This is a genomic window from Streptosporangium sp. NPDC003464, from assembly GCF_053588315.1.
This window is the reverse complement of sequence record NZ_JBSFPS010000068.1, coordinates 13,485-38,410: the sequence shown is the minus strand read 5'-3', so window position 1 is coordinate 38,410 and position 24,926 is coordinate 13,485. Positions and strand designations below refer to the sequence as shown.

Below are 24,926 nucleotides of genomic sequence, written 5' to 3'. Positions count from 1 at the left end.
AGATGCGTGACACCGACGAGGACGTCTTCCGCGCCGCGGAAGAGCTCGGCATCGACCTGTCCCGGCGTGAGCCGAGCAGCGTCGAAGAGGTCTGATCTAGAAGCTGAGGAGGGGAATACAAGTGCTGGACGTCAACTTCTTCGACGAGCTTCGGATCGGCCTCGCGACGGCTGACGATATCCGCCAGTGGTCGCACGGCGAAGTGAAGAAGCCCGAGACCATCAACTACCGGACCCTCAAGCCCGAGAAGGACGGACTCTTCTGCGAGAAGATCTTCGGTCCGACCCGGGACTGGGAGTGCTACTGCGGTAAGTACAAGCGCGTCCGCTTCAAGGGCATCATCTGTGAGCGCTGTGGCGTCGAGGTGACCCGCGCCAAGGTGCGCCGTGAGCGGATGGGCCACATCGAGCTGGCCGCGCCCGTCACGCACATCTGGTACTTCAAGGGCGTCCCGTCCCGTCTGGGATACCTGCTCGACCTGGCCCCGAAGGACCTTGAGAAGGTCATCTACTTCGCGGCCTACATGATCACGCATGTCGACAAGGAAATGCGTGAGCGTGACCTGCCCTCGCTCGAGGCGAAGATCTCCGTCGAGCGGCAGCACATCGAGCAGCGCCGTGACGCCGACATCGAGGCCCGGCAGAAGAAGCTCGAGACCGACCTGGCCGAGCTGGAGGCCGCCGGCGCCAAGGGCGACCAGCGCCGCAAGGTCCGTGAGGGCGCCGAGCGCGAGATGCGCCAGCTCCGCGACCGGACCCAGCGCGAGCTGGACCGTCTGGACGAGGTCTGGAGCCGCTTCAAGAACCTCAAGGTCCAGGACCTCGAGGGCGACGAGCTGCTCTACCGCGAGATGCGCGACCGCTTCGGCCGCTACTTCCGCGGCGGCATGGGCGCCCAGGCCATCCAGGAGCGGCTGACCAACTTCGACCTCGACCTCGAGGCCGAGAACCTGCGCGAGACGATCCGCAGCGGCAAGGGCCAGAAGAAGGCCCGCGCGCTCAAGCGTCTCAAGGTCGTGTCGGCGTTCCTGAACACCCGCAACTCGCCCAACGGCATGGTCCTCGACTGCATCCCGGTCATCCCGCCGGACCTGCGCCCGATGGTGCAGCTCGACGGTGGCCGGTTCGCGACCTCGGACCTGAACGACCTCTACCGCCGTGTGATCAACCGGAACAACCGCCTCAAGCGTCTTCTCGACCTCGGCGCGCCCGAGATCATCGTGAACAACGAGAAGCGGATGCTCCAGGAGGCCGTCGACGCGCTGTTCGACAACGGCCGTCGCGGCCGCCCGGTCACCGGCCCCGGCAACCGCCCGCTGAAGTCCCTCAGCGACATGCTGAAGGGCAAGCAGGGCCGGTTCCGCCAGAACCTGCTGGGCAAGCGAGTCGACTACTCCGGCCGTTCGGTCATCGTCGTCGGCCCGCAGCTGAAGCTGCACCAGTGCGGCCTGCCCAAGCAGATGGCGCTGGAGCTGTTCAAGCCGTTCGTGATGAAGCGTCTGGTCGACCTCAACCACGCGCAGAACATCAAGTCGGCCAAGCGGATGGTCGAGCGTGCCCGCCCGGTCGTGTGGGATGTCCTCGAAGAGGTCATCACCGAGCACCCGGTGCTGCTCAACCGTGCGCCCACCCTGCACCGCCTGGGCATCCAGGCCTTCGAGCCGCAGCTGGTCGAGGGCAAGGCCATCCAGATCCACCCGCTCGTCTGCACCGCGTTCAACGCGGACTTCGACGGTGACCAGATGGCCGTGCACCTGCCGCTGTCGGCCGAGGCGCAGGCCGAGGCCCGCATCCTGATGCTGTCCACCAACAACATCCTGAAGCCGGCCGACGGCAAGCCGGTGACCATGCCCACCCAGGACATGATCATCGGTCTCTACTCGCTGACCACGATCAAGGACGACGAGGACGAGGCCCCCGGTCACGGCCGGGTCTTCGGCTCGGTGTCCGAGGCTCTCATGGCCTACGACCGGCGCGAGCTGGACATCCAGGCCAAGATCCAGATCCGGTTGAAGGGAGAGGTCCCGCCGCCCCGCGGCTGGACGGCCCCCGAGGGCTGGGAGCCGGGCGACAGCTACCGCCTGGAGACCACGCTCGGCCGCTGCCTGTTCAACCAGACGCTGCCGGCGAACTACCCGTACGTGAACTCCCAGGTCGGCAAGAAGCAGCTGTCGGCGATCGTCAACGAGCTGGCCGAGAAGTACCCCAAGGTCGAGGTCGCGACGGCGCTGGACGCCCTCAAGGACGCCGGTTTCTACTGGGCGACCCGGGCCGGTGTGACGATCTCCATCGAGGACGTCATCTCGCCGCCCAACAAGGGCACGATCATGGAGACGTACGAGCGCAGGGCCGACAAGGTCCAGCGGGAGTACGAGCGCGGCCTGATCACCGACGAGGAGCGCCGTCAGGAGCTCATCGAGATCTGGACGCACGCGACCAGCGACGTGACCGACGACATGCAGAAGGCGTTCCCGAAGACCAACCCGGTCTGGATGATGGTCCAGTCGGGCGCCCGAGGAAACCTGATGCAGGTCCGGCAGATCTCCGGCATCCGTGGTCTGGTGTCCAACACCAAGGGTGAGACGATCCCGCGTCCGATCAAGGCCTCGTTCCGTGAGGGCCTGTCGGTGCTGGAATACTTCATCTCCACCCACGGACAGCGGAAGGGTCTGGCCGACACCGCGCTGCGGACCGCCGACTCGGGTTACCTGACCCGTCGTCTGGTGGACGTCGCGCAGGACGTCATCGTCCGCGAGATCGACTGCGGCACCGACCGCGCGGTCCCGCTGCACGTCGGCGAGCGCGACGCCCAGGGCAACCTGGTCAAGGCGGAGAACGCCGAGAGCAACGTGCACGGCCGCATCCTGGCCGAGGACGTCGAGGTGGACGGCAAGGTCATCGCGTCCGCGGGGGTCGACATCAACGACACCCACGTCACCGCGCTGGTCGAGGCCGGGGTGGAGACCGTCAGGACCCGCAGCGCTCTCGTCTGCGAGGCCAAGATCGGTGTCTGCGCCACCTGCTACGGCCGTTCGCTCGCGACCGGCAAGCTCGTGGACGTCGGCGAGGCGGTCGGCATCATCGCCGCCCAGTCGATCGGTGAGCCCGGCACCCAGCTGACGATGCGTACCTTCCACACCGGTGGTGTGGCGGGTGCGGACATCACCCACGGTCTGCCCCGTGTCCAGGAGCTCTTCGAGGCGCGCGTCCCCAAGGGTGTCGCCCCGATCAGCGAGGCCGAGGGCCGGGTCCGCGTCGACGAGACCGACAAGACCCGCAAGATCGTGATCGTCCCGGACGACGGTTCGGACGAGGTCGCCTACCCGGTGTCCATGCGCTCGCGCATGCTGGTCTCCGACGGGCAGCGGGTCACGGTCGGCCAGCAGCTGATCGCCGGTGCCGTCAACCCCAACGAGGTGCTGCGCATCCTCGGCCCCCGGGCCGTGCAGCTCCACCTGGTGGCCGAGGTCCAGCAGGTCTACCGCTCGCAGGGTGTGTCGATCCACGACAAGCACATCGAGATCATCGTCCGGCAGATGCTCAAGCGCGTGAACGTGCTCGAGTCGGGTGACGCCGACATGCTCCCCGGTGAGCTGGTCGAGCGGCCGCGCTTCGAGCGGATCAACCGCGAGTGCGTGGCCGAGGGCGGCACGCCGGCCTCGGGACGTCCGGTGCTGATGGGCATCACCAAGGCCTCGCTCGCCACCGAGTCCTGGCTGTCGGCGGCGTCCTTCCAGGAGACGACCCGGGTGCTCACCGACGCGGCGATCCACGCCAAGTCGGACTCGCTGCTCGGTCTCAAGGAGAACGTCATCATCGGAAAGCTCATCCCGGCCGGTACCGGCATGCCCCAGTACCGCAACATCCGGGTCGAGCCCACCGAGGAGGCCAAGGCCGCGATGTACACGGTCGGCGGCTACGACGGCTCCGCCGCGGACTACACCTTCGGGTCCGGTTCCGGCGAGGCCGTGCCGCTGGAGGAGTACGACTTCGGTCAGTACAACCGCTGAGTGATCGCAGACGGCGCCCGGTCCCCGGAGGGGGGCCGGGCGCCGTCGTCCGTCCGGGCCCCATCCGCCCGGACCCCATCGGCCCAGGACCCGGCCGTCGCGGGCCCCGCGCCGCCGGACGGGCCGGCGCGGACCTTTCTTGACCGGAATGTTGCGGTGAAAGCCGTGCCTTGATGGAGAGAACGGTCGGACAAGCCCCCCGCTGCCGGTAAACTCATTACGGACCCAGCAGCGGTCGGTCGGAAACCGATCGCGGGAGTCACGACACGGACGCGGGCGCTCACAGCGGCGCTCGATAGGCGTAACCGTTTTGACGTGTTGCGCTGGACTAGGTAGTCTTTCCGTTCGTGCCCGTGGCTTCATGGGCTCTCATGCGTGCGCGTCGACAGGTTTCCCACGGGGAGTCGGCAGAGGCGCCGTATGGCCTCCTCCACTGGCCTGGCTGGGGATGTGGCGCGATAGATGCGCGACACGCCCGAGCGCGTGGGTCGGAGTGGATGGAAAATTCGCAGGTCATGACACCGGCAGCGCCTGCAAAAGCACAACATTCGAATCACCGGCAAGCACGAACGGAGACGCGGTGCCCACGATTCAGCAGCTGGTCCGCAAGGGCCGCCAGGACAAGGTCACCAAGACCAAGACCCCGGCGCTCAAGGCCAGCCCCCAGCGACGCGGCACCTGCATGCGCGTTTACACCACGACCCCCAAGAAGCCGAACTCCGCCCTCCGCAAGGTCGCGCGTGTCCGGCTCACCAACGGCATCGAGGTCACGGCCTACATCCCGGGTGTCGGCCACAACCTCCAGGAGCACTCCATCGTGCTCGTCCGTGGTGGTCGTGTGAAGGACCTGCCGGGTGTCCGCTACAAGATCATCCGTGGCTCGCTCGACACCCAGGGTGTCCGCAACCGCAAGCAGGCCCGTAGCCGTTACGGCGCGAAGAAGGAGAAGTAAGAATGCCTCGCAAGGGTTCTCCTGGTCGTCGTCAGCTCATGGCCGACCCGGTTCACAACTCGCCGCTGGTCACCGCGCTCATCAACAAGGTGCTCCTGGATGGCAAGCGCTCCATCGCGCAGTCCATCGTCTACGGCGCCCTTGAAGGTGCCCGGGAGAAGACCGGCAACGACCCGGTCGTCACCCTGAAGCGCGCGCTGGACAACGTCAAGCCCACCCTTGAGGTCCGCAGCCGCCGTGTCGGTGGCGCGACCTACCAGGTCCCGGTCGAGGTGCGCGCCGCGCGCAGCACCACCCTGGCCCTGCGCTGGCTGGTGCAGTACTCCCGGGCCCGCCGCGAGAAGACCATGACCGAGCGCCTCATGAACGAGCTGCTCGACGCCAGCAACGGCCTTGGCGCTTCCGTCAAGAAGCGCGAGGACACCCACAAGATGGCCGAGTCCAACAAGGCCTTCGCCCACTACCGCTGGTAACAGCGGGTTCGACGAGACGACGAGGACGCGAGAGAAGTGGCCACCACGACCGCTCTTGACCTGGCCAAGGTCCGCAACATCGGGATCATGGCCCACATCGACGCGGGCAAGACCACGACGACTGAGCGCATCCTGTTCTACACCGGTATCAACTACAAGATCGGTGAAGTCCACGAGGGCGCAGCCACGATGGACTGGATGGAGCAGGAGCAGGAGCGTGGTATCACCATCACCTCCGCCGCTACCACCTGTGAATGGCTCGATCACACGATCAACATCATCGACACGCCGGGCCACGTGGACTTCACGATCGAGGTGGAGCGCTCGCTCCGTGTCCTCGACGGTGCCGTCGCCGTGTTCGACGGCGTGGCCGGTGTCGAGCCGCAGTCCGAGACGGTCTGGCGTCAGGCCGACCGTTACGGCGTGCCCCGCATCTGCTTCGTCAACAAGATGGACCGCGTCGGCGCGGAGTTCCACCGCTGCGTCGACATGATGATCAGCCGCCTGAACGCGACCCCCGCCGTCATCCAGCTTCCCTGGGGCGTCGAGGCCGACTTCAAGGGCGTCATCGACCTGGTCAAGATGAAGGGCCTGCTCTGGAGCGCCGAGGCGGCCAAGGGCGAGATGTACGAGACCGTCGACATCCCGGCCGAGCACGCCGAGGCGGCCCGTGAGTGGCGCGACAAGCTCGTCGAGACCGTCGCCGAGAACGACGACGAGCTGATGGAGCTCTTCCTCGAGGGCGTCGAGCCCACCGAGGAGCAGCTGGTCGCGGCCCTGCGCCGCGCCACGCTGTCCGGCGCCGTCAACCCGGTCCTGACCGGCACCGCGTTCAAGAACAAGGGCGTGCAGCCCCTGCTCGACGCGATCGTCGCCTACCTCCCCGCACCGATCGACATCCCGGCCTTCAAGGGCCACGCGGTCGGCAACGAGGAGGAGGTCGTCGAGCGTCACGCGGACGTCAACGAGCCGTTCTCCGCGCTGGCCTTCAAGATCGCGGCCGACCAGCACCTGGGCCGTCTCACCTACATCCGCATCTACTCGGGCACGCTCGAGACCGGCACCGCCGTGACCAACTCGGTGAAGGGCCGCAAGGAGCGGATCGGCAAGATCTACCAGATGCACGCCAACAAGCGCGAGGAGCGCCCGTCGGCTCACGCTGGTCAGATCGTCGCCGTCATGGGCCTGAAGGACACCACCACCGGTGACACCCTGGCCGACCCGGCCAACCCCGTGGTCCTGGAGTCGATGAACTTCCCGGCGCCGGTCATCAACGTCGCCATCGAGCCCAAGACCAAGGGTGACCAGGAGAAGCTGGGCACCGCGATCCAGCGTCTGGCCGAGGAGGACCCGTCCTTCCAGGTCCGCCGTGACGAGGAGACCGGGCAGACGGTCATCTGGGGTATGGGCGAGCTCCACCTGGAGATCCTCGTCGACCGGATGCGCCGCGAGTTCAAGGTCGAGGCCAACATCGGCCGTCCGCAGGTGGCCTACCGGGAGACCATCCGCCGCAAGGTGGAGAAGGTCGACTACGTCCACAAGAAGCAGACCGGTGGTTCCGGCCAGTTCGCCAAGGTCATCATCGACATCGAGCCGCTGGGCGAAGGCAACGACGGCTACGAGTTCGAGAACAAGGTCTCCGGTGGCCGCATCCCGCGGGAATACATCCCGTCGGTCGACGCGGGCGCCCAGGAGGCCGCCGAGTTCGGTGTTCTCGCCGGCTACCCCATGGTCGGGGTCAAGGTCACCCTGCAGGACGGTGCCTACCACGAGGTGGACTCGTCCGAAATGGCCTTCAAGATCGCTGGCTCGATGGCCTTCAAGGAGGCCGCGCGCAAGGCGGACGCAGTAATCCTGGAGCCGATGATGGCCGTCGAGGTCACCACGCCCGAGGACTACATGGGTGACGTCATCGGTGACCTCAACGGTCGCCGCGGGCAGATCCAGTCGATGGACGAGCGCTCCGGCGCCCGTATCGTCAGGGCGCTCGTGCCGCTCTCTGAGATGTTCGGCTACGTGGGTGACCTCCGTAGCAAGACGCAGGGACGCGCGAGCTACAGCATGCAGTTCGACTCCTATGCGGAAGTGCCTGCGCACATCGCCAAGGAGATCGTCGCGAAGGTGCGGGGCGAGTAAGTCCGGCATCCGTTCCGGGTGCGGGAGGCGAGGAGATCGTCACCCCGCCACCGGAGGGGTGCGGGGCGAGTGAGTCCGGCATCCGTTCCCGGTGACGGGGAGGTGGGAGACCACCCCCCTGCCACCGAGAAGGTGCGGGGCGAGTAGTTTCTCGTCGGCCGGTCCTGAGAGGGACCGGCCTCCCCAAGCCCGAGTACGAAGACGCAAGTCAAGTCAGAATCTCTAAGGAGACAGAGCAGTGGCCAAGGCCAAGTTCGAGCGGACCAAGCCGCACGTAAACATCGGCACCATTGGACACATCGACCACGGCAAGACCACTCTGACCGCGGCGATCACCAAGGTGCTCCACGAGCGTTACCCGAACCTCAACGAGGCGACCCCGTTCGACAAGATCGACAAGGCGCCCGAGGAGAAGGCTCGTGGTATCACGATCTCCATCGCGCACGTCGAGTACCAGACCGAGCAGCGCCACTACGCTCACGTGGACTGCCCCGGTCACGCCGACTACGTGAAGAACATGATCACCGGTGCGGCTCAGATGGACGGCGCGATCCTCGTGGTCGCCGCCACCGACGGCCCGATGCCGCAGACGAAGGAGCACGTCCTCCTGGCCCGCCAGGTCGGCGTCCCCTACATCGTTGTCGCCCTGAACAAGGCCGACATGGTGGACGACGAGGAGATCCTGGAGCTCGTCGAGCTCGAGGTCCGTGAGCTTCTCTCGGCTCAGGAGTTCCCCGGCGACGACCTGCCCGTCATCCGCGTCTCGGCGCTGAAGGCGCTTGAGGGCGACGAGAAGTGGGGCGACAGCATCATCGAGCTCATGACCGCTGTGGACGAGAACGTCCCGCAGCCGGCCCGTGAGACCGACAAGCCGTTCCTCATGCCGATCGAGGACGTCTTCTCGATCACCGGTCGTGGCACCGTCGTCACCGGCCGTATCGAGCGTGGCATCGTCAAGGTCAACGAGACCGTCGACATCATCGGCATCAAGGACACCAAGACCACGACCACGGTCACCGGTGTCGAGATGTTCCGCAAGCTCCTCGACGAGGGCCAGGCGGGCGACAACGTCGGTCTGCTCCTGCGCGGCATCAAGCGCGAGGACGTCGAGCGCGGCCAGTGCATCATCAAGCCGGGCACGACCACCCCGCACACCGAGTTCGAGGCTCAGGTCTACATCCTGTCCAAGGACGAGGGCGGCCGCCACACGCCGTTCTTCAACAACTACCGTCCGCAGTTCTACTTCCGTACGACTGACGTGACCGGTGTTGTGAACCTGCCCGAGGGCACCGAGATGGTCATGCCCGGTGACAACACCGAGATGTCCGTCCAGCTCATCCAGCCCATCGCGATGGAGGACGGTCTCAAGTTCGCCATCCGTGAGGGTGGCCGCACCGTCGGTGCGGGTCGTGTGACCAAGATCATCAAGTAGTACCATCGCGGAGTGGCGGCCGGCCCTCGTATCAGGGTCCGGCCGCCGCACCACGAGGAGGTTCACGCCGTACGGCATGCGCCTCCTCGGAACCCCCACGAACCGTGATCTCGCAGTTGGTTCGGCCACGGAGTGACCGAAGTAACTGCCAGATCACGGAAGAAAGCGCAGACCCACAGTGTCTGCTACGTGGGGCTGGGAGAGAGAGCCGAACGGTGACCCGCGGGTCACGTGGCGAGGCCGACTCGACCTCACAGCGGCAACAGGCCGCACGTAACTTTTTCAGACGACAGCGAAGGACACCGAGGCCATTATGGCGGGACAGAAGATCCGCATCCGGCTCAAGGCCTATGACCACGAGGTCATCGACAGCTCGGCCAAGAAGATCGTCGAGACGGTCACGAGGACTGGCGCTAAGGTCGCGGGCCCGGTGCCGCTGCCGACCGAGAAGAACGTGTACTGCGTCATCCGCTCGCCGCACAAGTACAAGGACAGCCGCGAGCACTTTGAGATGCGCACGCACAAGCGGCTGATTGACATCATCGACCCGACGCCGAAGACGGTCGACTCGCTCATGCGACTCGACCTCCCCGCCGGCGTTGACATCTCGATCAAGCTCTGAGGGAACGCACTGACATGGCTAAGCAGATCAAGGGCGTCCTGGGCAAGAAGCTCGGCATGACCCAGGTCTTCGACGCGGACAACCGGATGGTCCCGGTGACCGTCGTCGAGGCCGGTCCGTGCGTCGTGACCCGCGTCCGCACCCCCGAGAAGGACGGCTACTCCGCCGTGCAGCTCGGCTTCGGGCAGGTCGACCCGCGGAAGGTCAACAAGCCGCTCGGCGACTACCTGCGCAAGCACGACATCACCCCGCGCCGTTACTTCGCGGAGATCCGTACCGACGACGCGAGCGACTACACCCTGGGCCAGGAGCTCCTCGCCGACACCTTCGAGGCCGGCCAGTTCGTCGACGTGACGGGCAAGAGCAAGGGCAAGGGCTTCGCCGGTGTCATGAAGCGCCACGGCTTCAAGGGTCTGAGCGCCTCGCACGGTACCCAGCGCAAGCACCGTTCGCCGGGTTCCATCGGTGGCTGCGCCACCCCGGGCCGCGTCTTCAAGGGCCTGCGCATGGCCGGTCGGATGGGTAACGTCCGCACCACCATCCAGAGCCTCAAGGTCCACGCCGTGGACGCCGAGAAGGGCCTCATCCTGATCAAGGGTGCGATCCCCGGCGCCAACGGCAGCCTGGTTCTCGTCCGCACCGCTGCCAAGAAGGGGGCTGCCAAGTGAGCACCATTGACGTCCTCGACGTGAGCGGGGCGAAGACCGGCACCGTCGACCTGCCTGGTGACATCTTCGGCGCCAAGGTCAACATCCCGCTGATCCACCAGGTCGTCGTGGCCCAGCTCGCCGCTCGCCGGCAGGGCACCCACAAGGCCAAGACCCGCGGTGAGGTCAGCGGCGGCGGCAAGAAGCCGTACCGCCAGAAGGGCACCGGCCGCGCCCGTCAGGGTTCGACCCGCGCCCCGCAGTTCGCCGGCGGTGGCACCGTCCACGGCCCGCTTCCCCGGGACTACTCCCAGAAGACCCCCAAGAAGATGAAGGCCGCCGCGCTGCGTGGCGCCCTCTCCGACAGGGCAGCCGGTGGCCGCGTTCACGTGGTCAGCGCGCTGATCGAGGGTGAGACCCCGAAGACCAAGGCGGCTCTCGAGTCGCTGCGGAAGATCACGCAGACCCGTAGCGTCCTGGTCGTCGTCGACGAGGGCGACGAGCTCACCTGGCTGAGCCTGCGCAACGCTCCCGAGGTCCACCTGCTGGACGCCGGGCAGCTGAACACCTACGACGTGCTCTGCTACGACGACGTCGTTTTCACTCAGGAGGCGTACGACCAGGTCGTCGCGCGTCTGAGCAAGAGCGGGAAGGAAGACGCCTGATGGAGAAGATCGCCGACCCGCGCGACATCATCATCAAGCCGGTTGTCTCCGAGAAGAGCTACGGCCTGATCGACGAGCACAACAAGTACACGTTCCTGGTGCGGAAGACGGCCAACAAGACGCAGGTCAAGATCGCCATTGAGCAGATCTTCGGCGTCAAGGTGGCCAGCGTCAACACCATCAACCGCCAGGGCAAGCGCAAGCGGACCAGGGCCGGCTACGGCCAGCGCCCCAGCACCAAGCGCGCGATCGTGAGCCTGGCTGAGGGCGACCGGATCGACATCTTCGGTCAGGTCGGCTGAAACCGCTCGCTTAGTAAGTAACGGGGTGAACGCCCCTCGCCGGGAGGCGGGGGGCATTCGCCCGGATTAACCGACGAAGGATGAACGAAAAAGATGGGCATCCGTAAACTCAAGCCGACGACCCCGGGTCGCCGCGGCGCCAGCGTCTCGGACTTTTCCGAGATCACGCGCAGCACGCCCGAGAAGTCGCTGCTTGCGCCCCTGCACAGCAAGGGCGGCCGTAACGTCCACGGCCGAGTCACCACCCGCCACCAGGGTGGCGGTCACAAGCGTGCTTACCGGATCATCGACTTCCGGCGCCACGACAAGGACGGGATCCCGGCGAAGGTCGCTCACATCGAGTACGACCCGAACCGCACGTCCCGCATCGCTCTGCTGCACTACGCCGACGGGGAGAAGCGCTACATCCTCTGCCCGACCGGCCTCAAGCAGGGCGACCTGATTGAGAACGGCCCCACGGCCGACATCAAGCCGGGTAACTGCCTCCCGCTGCGCAACATCCCGACCGGTACCTTCATCCACGCGGTGGAGCTCCGTCCGGGCGGCGGCGCCAAGCTGGGCCGGTCCGCCGGTGCGCAGATCCAGCTTCTCGCCAAGGAGGGCCAGTACGCCACGCTGCGTATGCCCTCCGGCGAAATGCGCCAGGTCGACGTCCGCTGCCGGGCCTCCATCGGCCAGGTCGGCAACGCCGAGCAGGCCAACATCAACTGGGGTAAGGCCGGCCGTATGCGGTGGAAGGGCAAGCGCCCCACCGTCCGCGGTGTCGCGATGAACCCGGTCGACCACCCGCACGGTGGTGGTGAGGGTAAGACCTCCGGTGGTCGTCACCCCGTCAACCCCAAGGGCAAGCCCGAGGGACGTACTCGTGCGGCGAACAAGGCCAGCGACCGGCTGATCATCCGTCGTCGGACTAAGCGGAAGAAGCGGTAGGAGCAGCCAAAATGCCACGTAGCCTTAAGAAGGGTCCCTTCGTGGACGACCACCTTCAGAAGAAGGTGGATGTCCAGAACGAGAAGGGCACCAAGAACGTCATCAAGACGTGGTCGCGGCGCTCCATGATCGTGCCCGACATGCTCGGTCACACGATCGCCGTTCACGACGGCCGCAAGCACGTCCCGGTGTTCGTCACCGAGTCGATGATCGGTCACAAGCTCGGCGAGTTCGCTCCGACGCGGACGTTCCGCAGCCACGTCAAGGAAGACCGCCGCAGCCGGCGGTAAGCGCCTTAGGGCCAGGAGGTCGAGCCGGGAACGGTCGACGGGCGGAAGCCAGGTCGATCGTTGCGAGGCGAGACGGACTCGGCCCATACGAAGCAGAAGGTAAGAGGAGTAAGCGATGGAAGCCAGGGCTCAGGTGCGGTTCGCGCGCCACACGCCCATGAAGGCCCGCCGTGTGGTGGACCTCATTCGCGGGCTGCCCGCTTCGGAGGCGCAGGCCGTGCTGCAGTTCGCTCCCCAGTCGGCGAGCGAGACCGTGTACAAGGTGCTGTCCAGCGCCATTGCGAACGCGGAGCACAACTTCAAGCTCGACCGCGACACGCTCTTCGTGAGCCGTGCCTGGGTCGACGAGGGCCCGACGCTGAAGCGGTTCCGTCCCCGCGCTCAGGGTCGTGCCTATCGGATCAACAAGCGGACGAGCCACATCACCGTGATCGTGGAGTCCCGCGAGCCGAAGGGGAGGACCCGCTAGTGGGTCAGAAGGTTAACCCGCACGGGTTCCGCCTCGGCGTCACGACCGACTTCAAGAGCCGGTGGTATGCCGACAAGCTCTACAAGTCGTACGTCGCCGAGGACGTGGCGATCCGCCGCATGCTCAAGAAGGGCATGGAGCGGGCCGGCATCTCCAAGGTGGAGATCGAGCGGACCACCGACCGGGTTCAGGTCGACATTCACACCGCCCGTCCGGGCATCGTCATCGGTCGCCGCGGCGCCGAGGCGGACCGGATCCGTGGCGACCTCGAGAAGCTGACCAAGAAGCAGGTCCAGCTGAACATCCTCGAGGTCAAGAACCCCGAGATCGACGCCCAGCTCGTCGCTCAGGGTGTGGCCGAGCAGCTGTCCAGCCGTGTCTCGTTCCGTCGGGCCATGCGCAAGGCGATGCAGTCGGCCATGAAGAGCGGCGCCAAGGGCATCCGGGTGCAGTGCTCCGGCCGTCTGGGCGGCGCTGAGATGTCCCGTTCGGAGTTCTACCGCGAGGGCCGCGTGCCCCTGCACACCCTCCGTGCGGACATCGACTACGGCCTCTACGAGGCCCGTACCACCTTCGGCCGCATCGGCGTGAAGGTGTGGATCTACAAGGGTGAGGCTCCGACCAGCCGCGCCGAGCGTGAGGCGGCTGCCGCCGGTGCTCGTGCGGGCCAGCGTCGGGACCGCGACGACCGTCGCGGCGGCGGCGCCGGTGGCGACCGTCCCCGTCGTGGCGGCGGCGCCGGTGGCGACCGTCCCCGTCGCGGTGGCGCCGCCCGTGGCGACCGCGCACCCAGGACCGAGGCGGCCTCGCAGGCTGCCCCCGAGACCGGCCCGGCTGCGCAGCCGGGTGCTGAAGGGAGCTGACCATGCTGATCCCGCGCAGGGTCAAGCACCGCAAGCAGCACCGGCCCGACCGTCACGGCGCCGCCAAGGGCGGCACCAGGGTCGTGTTCGGCGAGTTCGGCATTCAGGCGCTTGAGCACTCCTACGTGACCAACCGCCAGATCGAGTCGGCTCGTATCGCCATGACTCGTCACATCAAGCGTGGCGGCAAGGTCTGGATCAACATCTACCCGGACCGTCCCCTCACGAAGAAGCCGGCCGAGACCCGCATGGGTTCCGGTAAGGGTTCGCCGGAGTGGTGGATCGCCAACGTCAAGCCCGGCCGCATCATGTTCGAGCTGTCGGGCGTCGCCGAGCCGGTGGCTCGCGAAGCCCTGCGTCGTGCGATGCACAAGCTCCCGATGAAGTGCCGGTTCGTTAAGCGTGAAGTGGGTGAGGCGTGATGGCTAAGGGCCTGACCGCCGGTGAGCTGCGGGTGGAGGACCAGGACACCCTGGTCCAGAAGCTGAAGGAAGCCAAGGAGGAGCTGTTCAACCTCCGCTTCCAGGCCGCGACCGGCCAGTTGGAGAGCCACGGGCGGCTGCGCGCCGTCCGCCGCGAGATCGCCCGTATCTACACCGTGATGCGCGAGCGGGAGCTCGGCATTGTTACGGTTGAGAAGGAGTCGATCGATGGCTGAGACAGCTGAGAGCACGAGCACGACGCGGAACTACCGCAAGACCCGTGAGGGTCTGGTCGTCAGCGACAAGATGGACAAGACTGTCGTCGTCGCTGTCGAGGACCGCGTCAAGCACCCCTTGTACGGCAAGGTCATCCGTCGGACGACCAAGTACAAGGCGCACGACGAGGCCAACGCCTGCGGCGTCGGCGACCGCGTTCTCCTGATGGAGACCCGGCCGCTGTCGGCCAGCAAGCGCTGGCGGGTCATCGAGATCCTCGAGAAGGCCAAGTAAGGAACGCGCCTCGTGGGGGGTGACCCTGTCACCCCCCATGCTGGTGTCCAAGGGGGCGGAGTTGATCTCCGTCCCGCCTGCGACGGCGGCCCTCGGGAGAGCGAGCCGGGCCTGGCACGGCGGAAGGCGCAAGCCGTACCGCGGTGCGAGGCGAGGCGGACTCGACCGGACAGGACTGTCGCCGGGGGAACAAGACCACATCAGTTCCGCAAGGCTCACCACGGGTGAGAACCAGCGAGACAAACAGGAGTACAAGTGATCCAGCAGGAGTCGCGACTCAAGGTCGCCGACAACACGGGAGCGAAGGAAGTCCTTTGCATCCGTGTCCTCGGTGGCTCGGGTCGGCGCTACGCGGGAATCGGCGACATCATCGTCGCCACGGTCAAGGACGCCATTCCTGGCGGCACCGTGAAGAAGGGCGACGTCGTCAAGGCGGTCATCGTCCGTACTGTCAAGGAGCGCCGCCGGCCCGACGGCTCCTACATCCGCTTCGACGAGAACGCCGCCGTCATCATCAAGGACAGCGGTGACCCTCGTGGCACGCGTATCTTCGGCCCCGTCGGACGTGAGCTGCGTGACAAGAAGTTCATGCGCATCATCTCGCTCGCGCCGGAGGTGTTGTAATGCCGAAGCTCCACGTGAAGAAGGGTGACCTGGTCCAGGTCATCGCCGGCAAGGACAAGGGTGCCAAGGGTCGTGTGATCGCCGCCCTCCCGCGCGAGGAGCGCGTGGTGGTCGAAGGCGTCAACATGATCAAGAAGCACTCCAAGGAGACCAACCAGGGCCCGCGTGGCGCCAAGACCGGCGGCGTGCAGACCATGGAGGCTCCCATCCACGTGAGCAACGTCAAGAAGCTCAAGGATGACGAGAAGCCTGCCAAGAAGGAGTCGGCCAAGGCCGCCTCTGACGAGTCGGGTGAGGACAACTGATGACCGCGAACACCACTGAGTCCGTCGAGACCGGACGGCCGATTCCGCGCCTCAAGCAGCGCTACCGCGAAGAGATCATCGCGAAGCTGAACGAGCAGTTCGGGTTCGAGAACATCATGCTGGTCCCCACGATCACCAAGATCAAGGTGAACATGGGTGTCGGCGAGGCCGCGCGCGACTCGAAGCTCATCGACGGCGCCGTCCGCGACCTCACCGTGATCACCGGTCAGAAGCCGGCCGTCGTCCGGGCCCGCAAGTCCATCGCCCAGTTCAAGCTGCGCGAGGGCATGCCGATCGGTGCGCACGTCACGCTGCGCGGTGACCGCATGTGGGAGTTCCTCGACCGGCTGCTGTCGCTGGCGCTGCCGCGTATCCGTGACTTCCGCGGCCTGTCGCCCAAGCAGTTCGACGGCAACGGCAACTACACCTTCGGTCTCACCGAGCAGGTCATGTTCCACGAGATCGACCAGGACAAGGTCGACCGTCAGCGTGGTATGGACATCACGGTCGTGACCACCGCTAAGACCGACGACCAGGGCCGGGCGCTGCTGAAGCTCCTCGGTTTCCCCTTCAAGGAGGCCTGATCATGGCGAAGACGTCGCTCAAGGTCAAGGCTGCTCGCAAGGCCAAGTTCGAGGTCCGGGCGTACACTCGGTGCTCGCGCTGTGGTCGTCCCCGCGCCGTCTACAGGAAGTTCGGCCTGTGCCGCATCTGCTTCCGCGAGATGGCGCACCGGGGCGAGCTGCCTGGCATCACCAAGTCCAGCTGGTAGCCGTCCGCGCGGCCCTGTGGACGCCACAGGCCGCGCGGCCACCCCAGCCGTACACAGATAGTCGTATTCACCGGGCGCTGCTTCAAGCGCCCATGACCACACCGAAGGTCCCTTGCGGAAACCGCGGTGAGGAAGGCCACCGGCCATGACGATGACCGACCCGATCGCAGACATGCTCACGCGTCTGCGAAACGCGAACTCGGCGTACCACGACACCGTGGCGATGCCGTACTCGAAGATCAAGGCGCACATCGCCGAGATCCTCCAGCAGGAGGGTTACATTCAGGCCTGGAGCGTCGAGGACGCCAAGGTCGGCAAGAACCTCGTGGTGGAGCTCAAGTTCGGGCCGAGCCGTGAGCGTTCCCTCGCGGGCCTGCGCCGGGTTTCCAAGCCCGGCCTGCGGGTCTACGCGAAGAAGGACAACCTGCCCCGAGTCCTGGGCGGACTGGGCGTCGCGATCATCTCGACGTCCGGCGGTCTCATGACGGACAAGCAGGCCGGCAAGCGTGGAGTGGGCGGGGAAGTCCTCGCCTTCGTTTGGTAGAAGGGAGAAATCACAGCATGTCACGTATCGGACGGCTGCCCATCCCTGTACCGAACGGCGTGGACGTCGCCATCGACGGCCGGGACGTCACGGTCAAGGGCCCCAAGGGCACGCTCTCTCACACGGTCGCGGAGCCGATCGACGTCGCCAAGGGCGACGACGGCGCCGTCACCGTCACTCGTCCCAACGACGAGAACAAGGTCCGTGCGCTGCACGGCCTGTCCCGCACGCTGATCGCCAACATGGTGACCGGTGTGACCCAGGGTTACTCCAAGACCCTGGAGATCGTGGGCGTCGGTTACCGCGTTCAGGCCAAGAGCCCGACTCAGCTCGAGTTCGCTCTCGGCTTCAGCCACCCGGTGATCGTCGACGCCCCCGAGGGTGTCACCTTCCGCGTCGAGAAGCCGACCCTGTTCCACGTGGACGGCATCGACAAGCAGAAGGTCGGCGAGATCGCCGCGAACATCCGCAAGTTGCGCAAGCCCGACCCCTACAAGGGCAAGGGTGTGCGTTACCAGGGCGAGGTTATCCGCCGCAAGGTCGGAAAGGCTGGTAAGTAGGCATGGCTGGCAAGACTGCGTTCGGCAAGCACACGGCCGCCCGCGCCGTCTCGCGGGCCCGCCGCCACGGCCGAGTCCGCAAGAAGGTGGTCGGTACGGCCGCGCGCCCGCGCATGGTCGTCAACCGCTCCACGCGACACCTGTTCGTGCAGATCGTCGACGACGCCCAGGGCCACACGCTGGTGAGCGCCTCCACCATGGAGTCCTCCCTGCGCGCGGACTCCGGCGCGAAGACCGACAAGGCGAAGCAGGTCGGCGAGCTTCTCGCTCAGCGGGCCAAGGCCGCCGGGATCACCGCGGTCGTGTTCGACCGTGGCGGAAACCGTTACGCGGGTCGCATCGCGGCCCTCGCGGACAGCGCCCGTGAAGGCGGGCTGGAGTTCTGATGGCCCGTCTTAACAAGAGCAACGAGAAGAGGAACCACTGATGGCTGGAGCTCCGCGTCGCGGTGGCGCCGCCGGTGGCGAGCGGCGTGACGGTCGTCGTGACGATCGCCGCGGTGGCAGCGCTGACAAGGGCGTCTCGTACATCGAGCGCGTCGTAAAGATCAACCGAGTGGCCAAGGTCGTGAAGGGTGGTCGTCGCTTCAGCTTCACCGCCCTCGTCATCGTCGGTGACGGCAACGGCATGGTCGGCGTCGGCTACGGCAAGGCCAAGGAAGTTCCCGCGGCCATCGCCAAGGGCGTCGAAGAGGCCAAGAAGCACTTCTTCCGGGTGCCCCGCATCCAGGGCACCATCCCGCACATCGTGCAGGGTGAAGAGGCCGCGGGTGTCGTCTTCCTCCGTCCGGCCTCGCCCGGTACCGGCGTCATCGCCGGTGGCCCGGTGCGCGCCGTGCTGGAGTGCGCCGGCATCCACGACGTGCTGTCCAAGTCGCTCGGCTCGGACAACCCGATCAACATCGTGCACGCCACCGTGGCTGCTCTGAAGGGCCTCAGCCGCCCCGAGGAGATCGCGGCCCGCCGTGGCCTGCCGATCGAGGATGTCGCCCCCAAGGCCATGCTCAAGGCTCGCGCCGAGGGTATCGCGGAGGCCGCGGCGGCTAAGGCGGTGAGCTAGCCGATGGCACGCCTGAAGATCACTCAGGTCCGCTCGAAGATCGGTGGCAAGCAGAACCAGCGCGACTCGCTGCGCTCGCTCGGTCTGAAGCGAATCGGCGACGTCGTCGTCAAGGAGGACCGCCCGGAGATCCGCGGCATGGTCTCCGTGGTGACGCACCTCGTCACCGTGGAAGAGGTCGACTGACATGGCAGAGAACAGTCCGCTCCGTATCCACCACCTGCGTCCGGCCCCCGGCGCCAACAAGTCGAAGGTCCGCAAGGGCCGCGGCGAGGCGTCCAAGGGCAAGACCGCCGGTCGTGGCACCAAGGGCACGACGGCCCGGAACAAGGTTCCCCTCGGCTTCGAGGGTGGCCAGGTCCCGCTCCAGCGCCGCCTGCCCAAGATGAAGGGCTTCTCCAACGCCCTGTTCAAGACGACCTACCAGGTCGTCAACCTGGACAAGCTCGGCGAGCTGTTCCCCGAGGGTGGCGACGTCACCGTCGAGACGCTGGTCGCCAAGGGCGCGGTCCGCAAGCGGCAGCTCGTGAAGGTTCTGGGAACCGGCGAGATCTCCGTGGCGTTGAACGTGCAGGCGCACGCCTTCTCCGCCAGCGCGAAGGAGAAGATCGCCGCTGCCGGGGGCTCCGTCTCCGAGCTGTAGGCATAATCACGCGGCGCGGGGGCTCATAATGGGCCCCCGCGCCCGTAGTGCGTTAGAGTTCGCTGGATAGTGGGCCTCAACTCGTTTCCGTGGGCTCGCTGACTTGAGATAGCAAAGATGGACCACCCCCGAACCATCGCTGACCGACCTCGCCTTTCAGGCGCGCAGGAGGGACCGTGCTGACCGCGTTTACCCGAGCGTTCCGTACGCCGGACCTGCGCAAGAAGTTGCTCTTCACACTGGGCATCATCGCGCTGTTCCGGCTCGGCTCGGTTCTTCCGACTCCGGGTGTCAACAACGAAAACATCGCCCGATGCCTCCAGCAGGCACAGGCGGGTGATTCCGGCAACATCTACGGCATGGTGCAGCTGTTCAGCGGTGGCGCCTTGCTGAAGCTGTCGGTGTTCGCACTCGGCATCATGCCGTACATCACCGCGAGCATCATCCTTCAGCTTCTGGTGGTGGTGATCCCGCGCCTGGAAGCCCTCAAGAAGGAGGGGCAGGCCGGCCAGACCAAGATCACCCAGTATACGCGTTATCTGACGATCGGGCTGGCGATCCTCCAGTCGACCGCCTTCATCGCCCTCGCACGCAGCGGGCAGCTGTTCCCGCAGTGCCGGGAAGACGTCCTGATGGACAAGGACAACGTCTTCCTGATCGTCACGATGGTGATCACGATGACCGCGGGCACGGCCGTCATCATGTGGCTGGGCGAGCTGGTCACCGACCGCGGCGTCGGCAACGGCATGTCCATCCTGATCTTCACCTCGGTGGTCGCGACCTTCCCGTCCGAGCTGCTGAACATCGCCCGCCAGAAGGGCATCTTCGTCTTCGCCGTGGTGATCGTGACCGGTATCGCGATGATCGCCCTGGTGGTCATGGTCGAGCAGGCCCAGCGCCGGGTGCCGGTGCAGTACGCCAAGCGCATGGTCGGCCGCCGGATGTACGGCGGGACCTCGACCTACATCCCGCTGAAGGTGAACCAGGCCGGCATCATCCCGGTCATCTTCGCCTCCTCGCTGCTCTACCTGCCGCAGCTCGTCACGACGCTGTTCGCCAACTCCCAGGAAGAGCCGAACGCGGTCGTCCAGTGGATCCAGCAGAACCTGGTCACGGGCGATACTCCGGCCTATATGATCACTTTCTTCCTGCTGATCGTCTTCTTCACCTACTTCTATGTGTCCATTACCTTCAACCCCGTTGAAGTCGCCGACAACATGAAGAAGTACGGTGGGTTCATCCCGGGCATCCGTCCGGGCCGGCCGACGGCTGAGTACTTGAACTACGTGCTCACGCGACTCACTGCTCCCGGTGCGCTCTATCTGGGCCTGATCTCCATGGTGCCGATCGTCGCACTGGCGCTCGTCGGCGCGAGTCAGAACTTCCCGTTCGGAGGGACGAGCATTCTGATCATGGTTGGTGTCGGCCTTGACACGGTGAAGCAGATCGAGAGCCAGCTTCAGCAGCGCAACTACGAAGGCTTCCTGAAGTAGTGCGTCTCGTCCTGGTGGGGCCCCCCGGAGCGGGTAAGGGGACGCAGGCCCAGTTCATCGCATCGAACCTGTCCATCCCGAAGATCTCGACAGGTGACATTTTCCGTGCCAACGTCTCGGGCGGCACGGAGCTCGGCAAGCTTGCCAAGGAATACATGGACCGTGGCGACCTCGTGCCCGACGAGGTCACCATCGCGATGGTCCGCGACCGGCTCTCGGAGAGCGACGCGCAGGACGGTTTCCTGCTCGACGGCTTCCCCAGGAACGTGCCCCAGGCCGAGATCCTGAAGAAGATGCTCGCGGAGTTCGGTGTCGCCCTGGACATCGTCCTGGAGCTCGTGGTCGACGACGAGGAAGTCGTGCGCCGGTTGGCCGGCCGCAGGACCTGCAGCCAGTGCGGCCGCATCTGGCACGTCGACTTCGACGACAAGAAGGACGACGTCTGCGACGCCTGCGGTGGACGGCTCTACCAGCGTGACGACGACAAGGAGGCGACCGTCCGGCACCGGCTGGAGGTCTACCAGGAGCAGACCGCTCCGCTCGTCTCCTTCTACGCCGACGAGGGCATCCTCGTCGGGGTGGACGCGACCGGCCCGGTGGAAGAGGTCACCCAGCGCGCGATGGAGGCCTTGGGTCCCTACACGGACTGAAGATATTTCCCAGCACGCCACCCATGGTTCCCATGGGTGGCGTGCTGTCATTTAGGGCACAATCGGGGGAATTGGGCTCCCGGATTGCCCGTTGAACCACCCCGGGGGGTGTGCACGTGTTCAAGAAGAACAAGCACGGAATTCAGATAAAGACGCCTGAGCAGCTGGAGAAGATGCGGGCGGCGGGCCTGGTGGTCGGCCGGACGCTGCAACTGCTCAGAGAGAGCGTCCGTCCCGGGATGACGCCGCTGGACCTCGATGTGATCGCGGAGAAGGCGATCCGGGACGAGGGGGCGATCCCCTCCTTCAAGGGCTACCAGGGCTTCCCGGCGACGATCTGCGCGTCGGTGAACGAGGAGGTCGTCCATGGCATCCCGAGCAACCGGCGGGCGCTGCGGGAGGGCGACATCATCTCCATCGACTGCGGCGCCATCCTGGAGGGCTGGCACGGCGACTCGGCCATCACCGTCCCCGTGGGGGAGGTGGACCCCGCGCTGACCGAGCTGATGCGGGTGACCGAGGAGGCCATGTGGCGCGGCATCGCCGCCCTCACCGTGGGCCGCCACCTGTCCGACATCGGCCACCAGGTGGAGAAGTACGTCCGCTCCCAGGGCCGCTACGGCATCCCCCAGGAGTACGGCGGGCACGGCATCGGCACCGAGATGCACATGGACCCGTGGGTCGCCAACCACGGCAAGCCGGGCCGGGGGCCGCGCTTCGAGCCGGGCATGTGCTTCGCCGTCGAGCCGATGGTGAACCTCGGCACCGACCGGACCAAGGTGCTGTCCGACGACTGGACCGTCATCACGGTCGACGGCAAGGTGTCTGCACACTTCGAGCACAGCGTCGCGGTGACACATAATGGACCTTGGGTACTGACCGCTCTTGACGGGGGTAAGGAGCGGCTTGCCGGCCTTTTGGGAGACGCGGGCTAGATAACACTGCCCCCGGGTGAGCGGATGTGGTTGATGATGGCGGCTGGTCCGGAGATGCGGGCATCGGACGGAGACCGGGACAGAGTCGCCGAGGTCCTGCGGGAGCACTACGCACAGGGCCGGCTCACCGTCGAGGAGTTCGACGAGCGGCTGGAGCAGCTCTACGCCAGCAGGACCTACGGCGAGCTCGCCACGCTCACCTCCGACCTCCCCGACGTCGACCTGGGCCGGCTCCCCGCGCCCGCGCCCCGCAGCCCGGAGCGCCGGGACATCGGTCAGGCGCAGCGCAAGGGCCTGACGGCGATGTGGGCCACCTGGGGGACGGCCAGCGGGATCAACTGGGCGATCTGGCTGATCCTCGGGGTGACGGACGGCTTCGACTTCCCCTACCCCTGGCCGCTGTGGGTGATGGGCCCCTGGGGAGTGGTGCTGCTGGTGACCACCATCGCCACCGGCCTGGGCGGCAAGCGCAATCCGTAATAGTCCACGCTCGGCGTCGAGCGTGCATTCCTCCACAGAAGTCCGGGTCAAGTCTTCCTAACGTGAGCGGTGTCCCGACAACGGGACCCCATCCCAGGAGGAAGACATGAAGGTCCGCACCCTTCTCGTCAGCGCCGCCCTCGCCGGCTCGCTCGCCGCCGGCCTGGCCGGGGCCCCCGCCCAGGCCGCCACGGGCGGTGGCCCCGGCGCGTCCGAGACCCTGCAGGCGAAGGGCCCGGTCAAGCACTTCTTCGGCCCCTACTATTCGAAGTTCGGCGGCGGCGAGAGCTTCGGCCGCCGGTCCTCCTTCAAGGGTTACTGGTACAAGGAGGGCGGCCGCTACTGGTTCTTCGGCGACCTGTTCGACCGTGACCGCGACCGCGAGTACAGCTACGTCTGGTTCAGGTGGCACGACCGCTCCGGCAGCCACGTCAAGTACTACAAGACCTTCGGCGTCCGGCACTTCGACAAGTTCGGCGGCTTCAGGAAGAGCGACGGCTTCGACGACTTCAAGATCCGCGTCTGCGAGGGCGACAACCGCTTCGACGACTGCGGCGGCTGGGGCGACGCCTTCTGAGGCGCCGGCCGTCGCGCCGGTCATCCCGCTGGTAACGGGGCCGGCCGCCGCGCGGGCCACGGATCCGGCCGCCACGCTGATCACGGGGCCGGCCGCCGCGCGGGCCACATCCGGACCCCCCGATGCATGGTCATCGGGGGGTCTTCCGCGTTGTGTCAGAGCTTTACCGCCGGCGGCAGTTGGCCCGGGCCGGACCGGGTAGATGATCGTTGTCTGGGCAGGCCGCTGAGCCGGCCGTGAGGTGGGGGTGGGCGATGGGCCTCGGTCGAGACCCGCTGGCGACGGCCGGAGCCGTGCTGGGCAGCGTGGTGGCCGTCGTGTTCGCCACCGGTATGACCGGTATCGGGGATGTCGAGGTCACGCCGTCGACCGCCCGGCCGGGACAGCGGGTCAGCATCTCCTCGGGCCCGTGCGACAGTCCGGCGACCGCGTACTCGGCGGCCTTCCGCGCCACCGCGGCGCGGCTCAGCCAGCACGCCCACGCCATGCAGGGCAGCGCGCGGATCAGCCCGCACGCCGCCCCCGGCACCTACGCCATCACCGTCCGCTGCATCCAGGGCGGGCCGTACAACGGCACTTTCGTGGTCGACGACACCCACCCGACCAGCGGTCCGGACACCGGCGGCGGCGGCCTCGCGATGACCGTCGCCGACGACGCCGCCCGTACCGCCTGGATCTTCGGATCACTGGTCGCGGTCATGACGGCCCTGGGCGCGGGCTTCGCGCTGGCGCGCGGACGCCGCCGGCGGAGCGATCACTAGACCTCCGTGCCCGCCTGGACATTTCATGCTGGGCATCGGCGGGGCCTCGTTCCGGGCGGGCACGGACCCAGCCGTCTCCTGCGCGCGCTCCCGGGCCTGGCGCTGGCGGCGGGCTGCGCCGCCGCCGTTCCGGAGGACGGGCATGGGCGGCCGGTGACCATTCCGGCGGGCGCGCAGCCCGGACGGGCCGTGGCCGGGCGGGACGGGTCCGGCGGAGCGGGCCTGCCGACACCGCTCGGGTGGGGGCTGGGCCGTGGCGAGCCGACGCGCGTCGTGATCCCGAGTATCGGGGTGAACGCTCCGCTGGTGGTGCTGGGGCTGAAGGGCGACGGCACGCTCGCTGTACCGCCGCTCGACCACGCCGACGTCGCGGGCTGGTACGGGGCGGGCCCGACCCCCGGCGAGCCGGGCTCGGCGGTCATCGTCGGCCACCTCGACACCAGGACCGGGCCCGCGGTGTTCGCCCGGCTCGACGAGCTCAGGCCGGGGGACTCCATCGCGGTGGCGCGCGGGGACGGGACCGTGGCGGTCTTCGCGGTGGAGCGGCTGGAGCAGGCGCCCAAGGACCGCTTCCCCGCCGATCGAGTGTACGGTTCGACGGAGGAGAGGCGGCTGCGGCTGGTGACCTGTGGCGGCAGTTTCGACCAGGTCAGACGCTCCTACGATGACAATGTGATCGTGCACGCGCGGTACCGTGCGGGGTATCTCACCTCGGATCTGGGGTATCCTGAGTAGCGGTTGTGTCGAGGTACCGGCCGTGTGTTTCGCATTTCCTCGCCCGGTGCCGTACACTCCTTTTTC

The 24,926-nt window shown here is 66.8% G+C and carries 33 protein-coding genes; all 33 read left to right on the top strand.

Features of this window, described 5'->3' with window-relative positions; translation table 11 throughout:
• Positions 1-121: 121 nt before the first annotated feature.
• The 33 genes from ACWDS7_RS17530 to ACWDS7_RS17370 all read left to right on the top strand — a co-directional run bounded on the left by ACWDS7_RS17530 (position 122) and on the right by ACWDS7_RS17370 (position 24,860).
• On the top strand, positions 122-4,009 hold the full coding sequence (locus tag ACWDS7_RS17530; RefSeq protein ID WP_451930107.1) for a DNA-directed RNA polymerase subunit beta': 3,888 nt from the start codon (positions 122-124) through the stop codon (positions 4,007-4,009).
• A 580-nt stretch (positions 4,010-4,589) separates the two neighbouring features.
• Positions 4,590-4,961, top strand: a complete 372-nt coding sequence (rpsL, locus tag ACWDS7_RS17525; RefSeq protein ID WP_012887826.1) for a 30S ribosomal protein S12 — start codon at positions 4,590-4,592, stop codon at positions 4,959-4,961.
• A gap of 2 nt (positions 4,962-4,963) precedes the next feature.
• Positions 4,964-5,434, top strand: coding sequence for a 30S ribosomal protein S7 (gene rpsG / locus ACWDS7_RS17520; protein ID WP_179819699.1), 471 nt, complete (start codon positions 4,964-4,966; stop codon positions 5,432-5,434).
• Between the two features lie 87 nt (positions 5,435-5,521).
• Entirely contained in the window at positions 5,522-7,570 is a 2,049-nt protein-coding gene (fusA, locus tag ACWDS7_RS17515) for an elongation factor G (protein WP_451930110.1), read from the top strand.
• 238 nt (positions 7,571-7,808) lie between these two features.
• A complete protein-coding gene (tuf, locus tag ACWDS7_RS17510; RefSeq protein WP_306859633.1) occupies positions 7,809-9,002 on the top strand; it encodes an elongation factor Tu in 1,194 nt (397 codons plus the stop codon).
• 313 nt (positions 9,003-9,315) lie between these two features.
• Positions 9,316-9,624: a 30S ribosomal protein S10 gene (gene rpsJ / locus ACWDS7_RS17505; protein WP_012887830.1), complete on the top strand. Its 309-nt coding sequence runs from the start codon at positions 9,316-9,318 to the stop codon at positions 9,622-9,624.
• A 14-nt stretch (positions 9,625-9,638) separates the two neighbouring features.
• On the top strand, positions 9,639-10,292 hold the full coding sequence (rplC, locus tag ACWDS7_RS17500; RefSeq protein ID WP_306859623.1) for a 50S ribosomal protein L3: 654 nt from the start codon (positions 9,639-9,641) through the stop codon (positions 10,290-10,292).
• Positions 10,289-10,936 (top strand): 50S ribosomal protein L4, encoded by a 648-nt coding sequence (gene rplD, locus ACWDS7_RS17495; RefSeq protein ID WP_306859621.1) that lies wholly within the window; start codon positions 10,289-10,291, stop codon positions 10,934-10,936. The genes rplC and rplD overlap by 4 nt, the downstream gene beginning before the upstream one ends.
• A complete protein-coding gene (rplW, locus tag ACWDS7_RS17490) occupies positions 10,936-11,238 on the top strand; it encodes a 50S ribosomal protein L23 (protein ID WP_012887833.1) in 303 nt (100 codons plus the stop codon). Before rplD ends, rplW begins: the two co-directional genes overlap by 1 nt.
• A gap of 93 nt (positions 11,239-11,331) precedes the next feature.
• Positions 11,332-12,168, top strand: coding sequence for a 50S ribosomal protein L2 (gene rplB / locus ACWDS7_RS17485; protein WP_306859619.1), 837 nt, complete (start codon positions 11,332-11,334; stop codon positions 12,166-12,168).
• An 11-nt stretch (positions 12,169-12,179) separates the two neighbouring features.
• Complete coding sequence (gene rpsS / locus ACWDS7_RS17480) at positions 12,180-12,458, top strand: 30S ribosomal protein S19 (RefSeq protein WP_012887835.1); 279 nt, start codon at positions 12,180-12,182, stop codon at positions 12,456-12,458.
• 115 nt (positions 12,459-12,573) lie between these two features.
• Positions 12,574-12,927, top strand: a complete 354-nt coding sequence (gene rplV / locus ACWDS7_RS17475; protein ID WP_012887836.1) for a 50S ribosomal protein L22 — start codon at positions 12,574-12,576, stop codon at positions 12,925-12,927.
• A complete protein-coding gene (gene rpsC / locus ACWDS7_RS17470) occupies positions 12,927-13,790 on the top strand; it encodes a 30S ribosomal protein S3 (RefSeq protein ID WP_306859618.1) in 864 nt (287 codons plus the stop codon). The genes rplV and rpsC overlap by 1 nt, the downstream gene beginning before the upstream one ends.
• A gap of 2 nt (positions 13,791-13,792) precedes the next feature.
• Positions 13,793-14,212, top strand: coding sequence for a 50S ribosomal protein L16 (rplP, locus tag ACWDS7_RS17465; protein WP_184538242.1), 420 nt, complete (start codon positions 13,793-13,795; stop codon positions 14,210-14,212).
• On the top strand, positions 14,212-14,448 hold the full coding sequence (gene rpmC, locus ACWDS7_RS17460) for a 50S ribosomal protein L29 (protein ID WP_012887839.1): 237 nt from the start codon (positions 14,212-14,214) through the stop codon (positions 14,446-14,448). The genes rplP and rpmC overlap by 1 nt, the downstream gene beginning before the upstream one ends.
• On the top strand, positions 14,441-14,722 hold the full coding sequence (gene rpsQ / locus ACWDS7_RS17455) for a 30S ribosomal protein S17 (protein ID WP_306859615.1): 282 nt from the start codon (positions 14,441-14,443) through the stop codon (positions 14,720-14,722). The genes rpmC and rpsQ overlap by 8 nt, the downstream gene beginning before the upstream one ends.
• Before the next feature lie 255 nt (positions 14,723-14,977).
• A complete protein-coding gene (gene rplN / locus ACWDS7_RS17450) occupies positions 14,978-15,346 on the top strand; it encodes a 50S ribosomal protein L14 (protein WP_012887841.1) in 369 nt (122 codons plus the stop codon).
• Positions 15,346-15,651, top strand: coding sequence for a 50S ribosomal protein L24 (gene rplX, locus ACWDS7_RS17445; RefSeq protein WP_306859613.1), 306 nt, complete (start codon positions 15,346-15,348; stop codon positions 15,649-15,651). Before rplN ends, rplX begins: the two co-directional genes overlap by 1 nt.
• Positions 15,651-16,235: a 50S ribosomal protein L5 gene (gene rplE, locus ACWDS7_RS17440; RefSeq protein ID WP_306859611.1), complete on the top strand. Its 585-nt coding sequence runs from the start codon at positions 15,651-15,653 to the stop codon at positions 16,233-16,235. Before rplX ends, rplE begins: the two co-directional genes overlap by 1 nt.
• A 2-nt stretch (positions 16,236-16,237) precedes the next feature.
• Positions 16,238-16,423 carry a type Z 30S ribosomal protein S14 gene (locus ACWDS7_RS17435; RefSeq protein WP_012887844.1) on the top strand — a complete coding sequence of 62 codons (186 nt, stop codon included), beginning with the start codon at positions 16,238-16,240 and terminating at the stop codon, positions 16,421-16,423.
• Between the two features lie 145 nt (positions 16,424-16,568).
• The gene (gene rpsH / locus ACWDS7_RS17430) at positions 16,569-16,967 is read left to right on the top strand and encodes a 30S ribosomal protein S8 (RefSeq protein ID WP_012887845.1); all 399 of its coding nucleotides are present in this window, start codon (positions 16,569-16,571) and stop codon (positions 16,965-16,967) included.
• Between the two features lie 17 nt (positions 16,968-16,984).
• The gene (gene rplF / locus ACWDS7_RS17425) at positions 16,985-17,527 is read left to right on the top strand and encodes a 50S ribosomal protein L6 (protein ID WP_306859607.1); all 543 of its coding nucleotides are present in this window, start codon (positions 16,985-16,987) and stop codon (positions 17,525-17,527) included.
• 2 nt (positions 17,528-17,529) lie between these two features.
• Positions 17,530-17,913 (top strand): 50S ribosomal protein L18, encoded by a 384-nt coding sequence (gene rplR / locus ACWDS7_RS17420; protein ID WP_306859605.1) that lies wholly within the window; start codon positions 17,530-17,532, stop codon positions 17,911-17,913.
• Positions 17,914-17,953: 40 nt separating this feature from the next.
• On the top strand, positions 17,954-18,586 hold the full coding sequence (rpsE, locus tag ACWDS7_RS17415) for a 30S ribosomal protein S5 (protein WP_068896548.1): 633 nt from the start codon (positions 17,954-17,956) through the stop codon (positions 18,584-18,586).
• Between the two features lie 3 nt (positions 18,587-18,589).
• Positions 18,590-18,772 carry a 50S ribosomal protein L30 gene (gene rpmD, locus ACWDS7_RS17410; protein ID WP_068896549.1) on the top strand — a complete coding sequence of 61 codons (183 nt, stop codon included), beginning with the start codon at positions 18,590-18,592 and terminating at the stop codon, positions 18,770-18,772.
• A 1-nt stretch (position 18,773) separates the two neighbouring features.
• Positions 18,774-19,229 carry a 50S ribosomal protein L15 gene (gene rplO, locus ACWDS7_RS17405; protein WP_306859603.1) on the top strand — a complete coding sequence of 152 codons (456 nt, stop codon included), beginning with the start codon at positions 18,774-18,776 and terminating at the stop codon, positions 19,227-19,229.
• Positions 19,230-19,405: 176 nt separating this feature from the next.
• Complete coding sequence (secY, locus tag ACWDS7_RS17400) at positions 19,406-20,722, top strand: preprotein translocase subunit SecY (protein ID WP_306859601.1); 1,317 nt, start codon at positions 19,406-19,408, stop codon at positions 20,720-20,722.
• Positions 20,722-21,372 carry an adenylate kinase gene (locus ACWDS7_RS17395; protein WP_306859599.1) on the top strand — a complete coding sequence of 217 codons (651 nt, stop codon included), beginning with the start codon at positions 20,722-20,724 and terminating at the stop codon, positions 21,370-21,372. The genes secY and ACWDS7_RS17395 overlap by 1 nt, the downstream gene beginning before the upstream one ends.
• 116 nt (positions 21,373-21,488) lie before the next feature.
• A complete protein-coding gene (map, locus tag ACWDS7_RS17390) occupies positions 21,489-22,307 on the top strand; it encodes a type I methionyl aminopeptidase (protein WP_451930106.1) in 819 nt (272 codons plus the stop codon).
• 54 nt (positions 22,308-22,361) lie between these two features.
• On the top strand, positions 22,362-22,787 hold the full coding sequence (locus ACWDS7_RS17385) for a DUF1707 SHOCT-like domain-containing protein (RefSeq protein WP_306859595.1): 426 nt from the start codon (positions 22,362-22,364) through the stop codon (positions 22,785-22,787).
• Positions 22,788-22,893: 106 nt separating this feature from the next.
• Complete coding sequence (locus tag ACWDS7_RS17380) at positions 22,894-23,364, top strand: hypothetical protein (RefSeq protein WP_451930105.1); 471 nt, start codon at positions 22,894-22,896, stop codon at positions 23,362-23,364.
• 254 nt (positions 23,365-23,618) lie between these two features.
• Complete coding sequence (locus ACWDS7_RS17375) at positions 23,619-24,125, top strand: hypothetical protein (protein ID WP_306859591.1); 507 nt, start codon at positions 23,619-23,621, stop codon at positions 24,123-24,125.
• 153 nt (positions 24,126-24,278) lie between these two features.
• Entirely contained in the window at positions 24,279-24,860 is a 582-nt protein-coding gene (locus ACWDS7_RS17370; protein ID WP_451930104.1) for a class F sortase, read from the top strand.
• Positions 24,861-24,926: the final 66 nt, after the last annotated feature.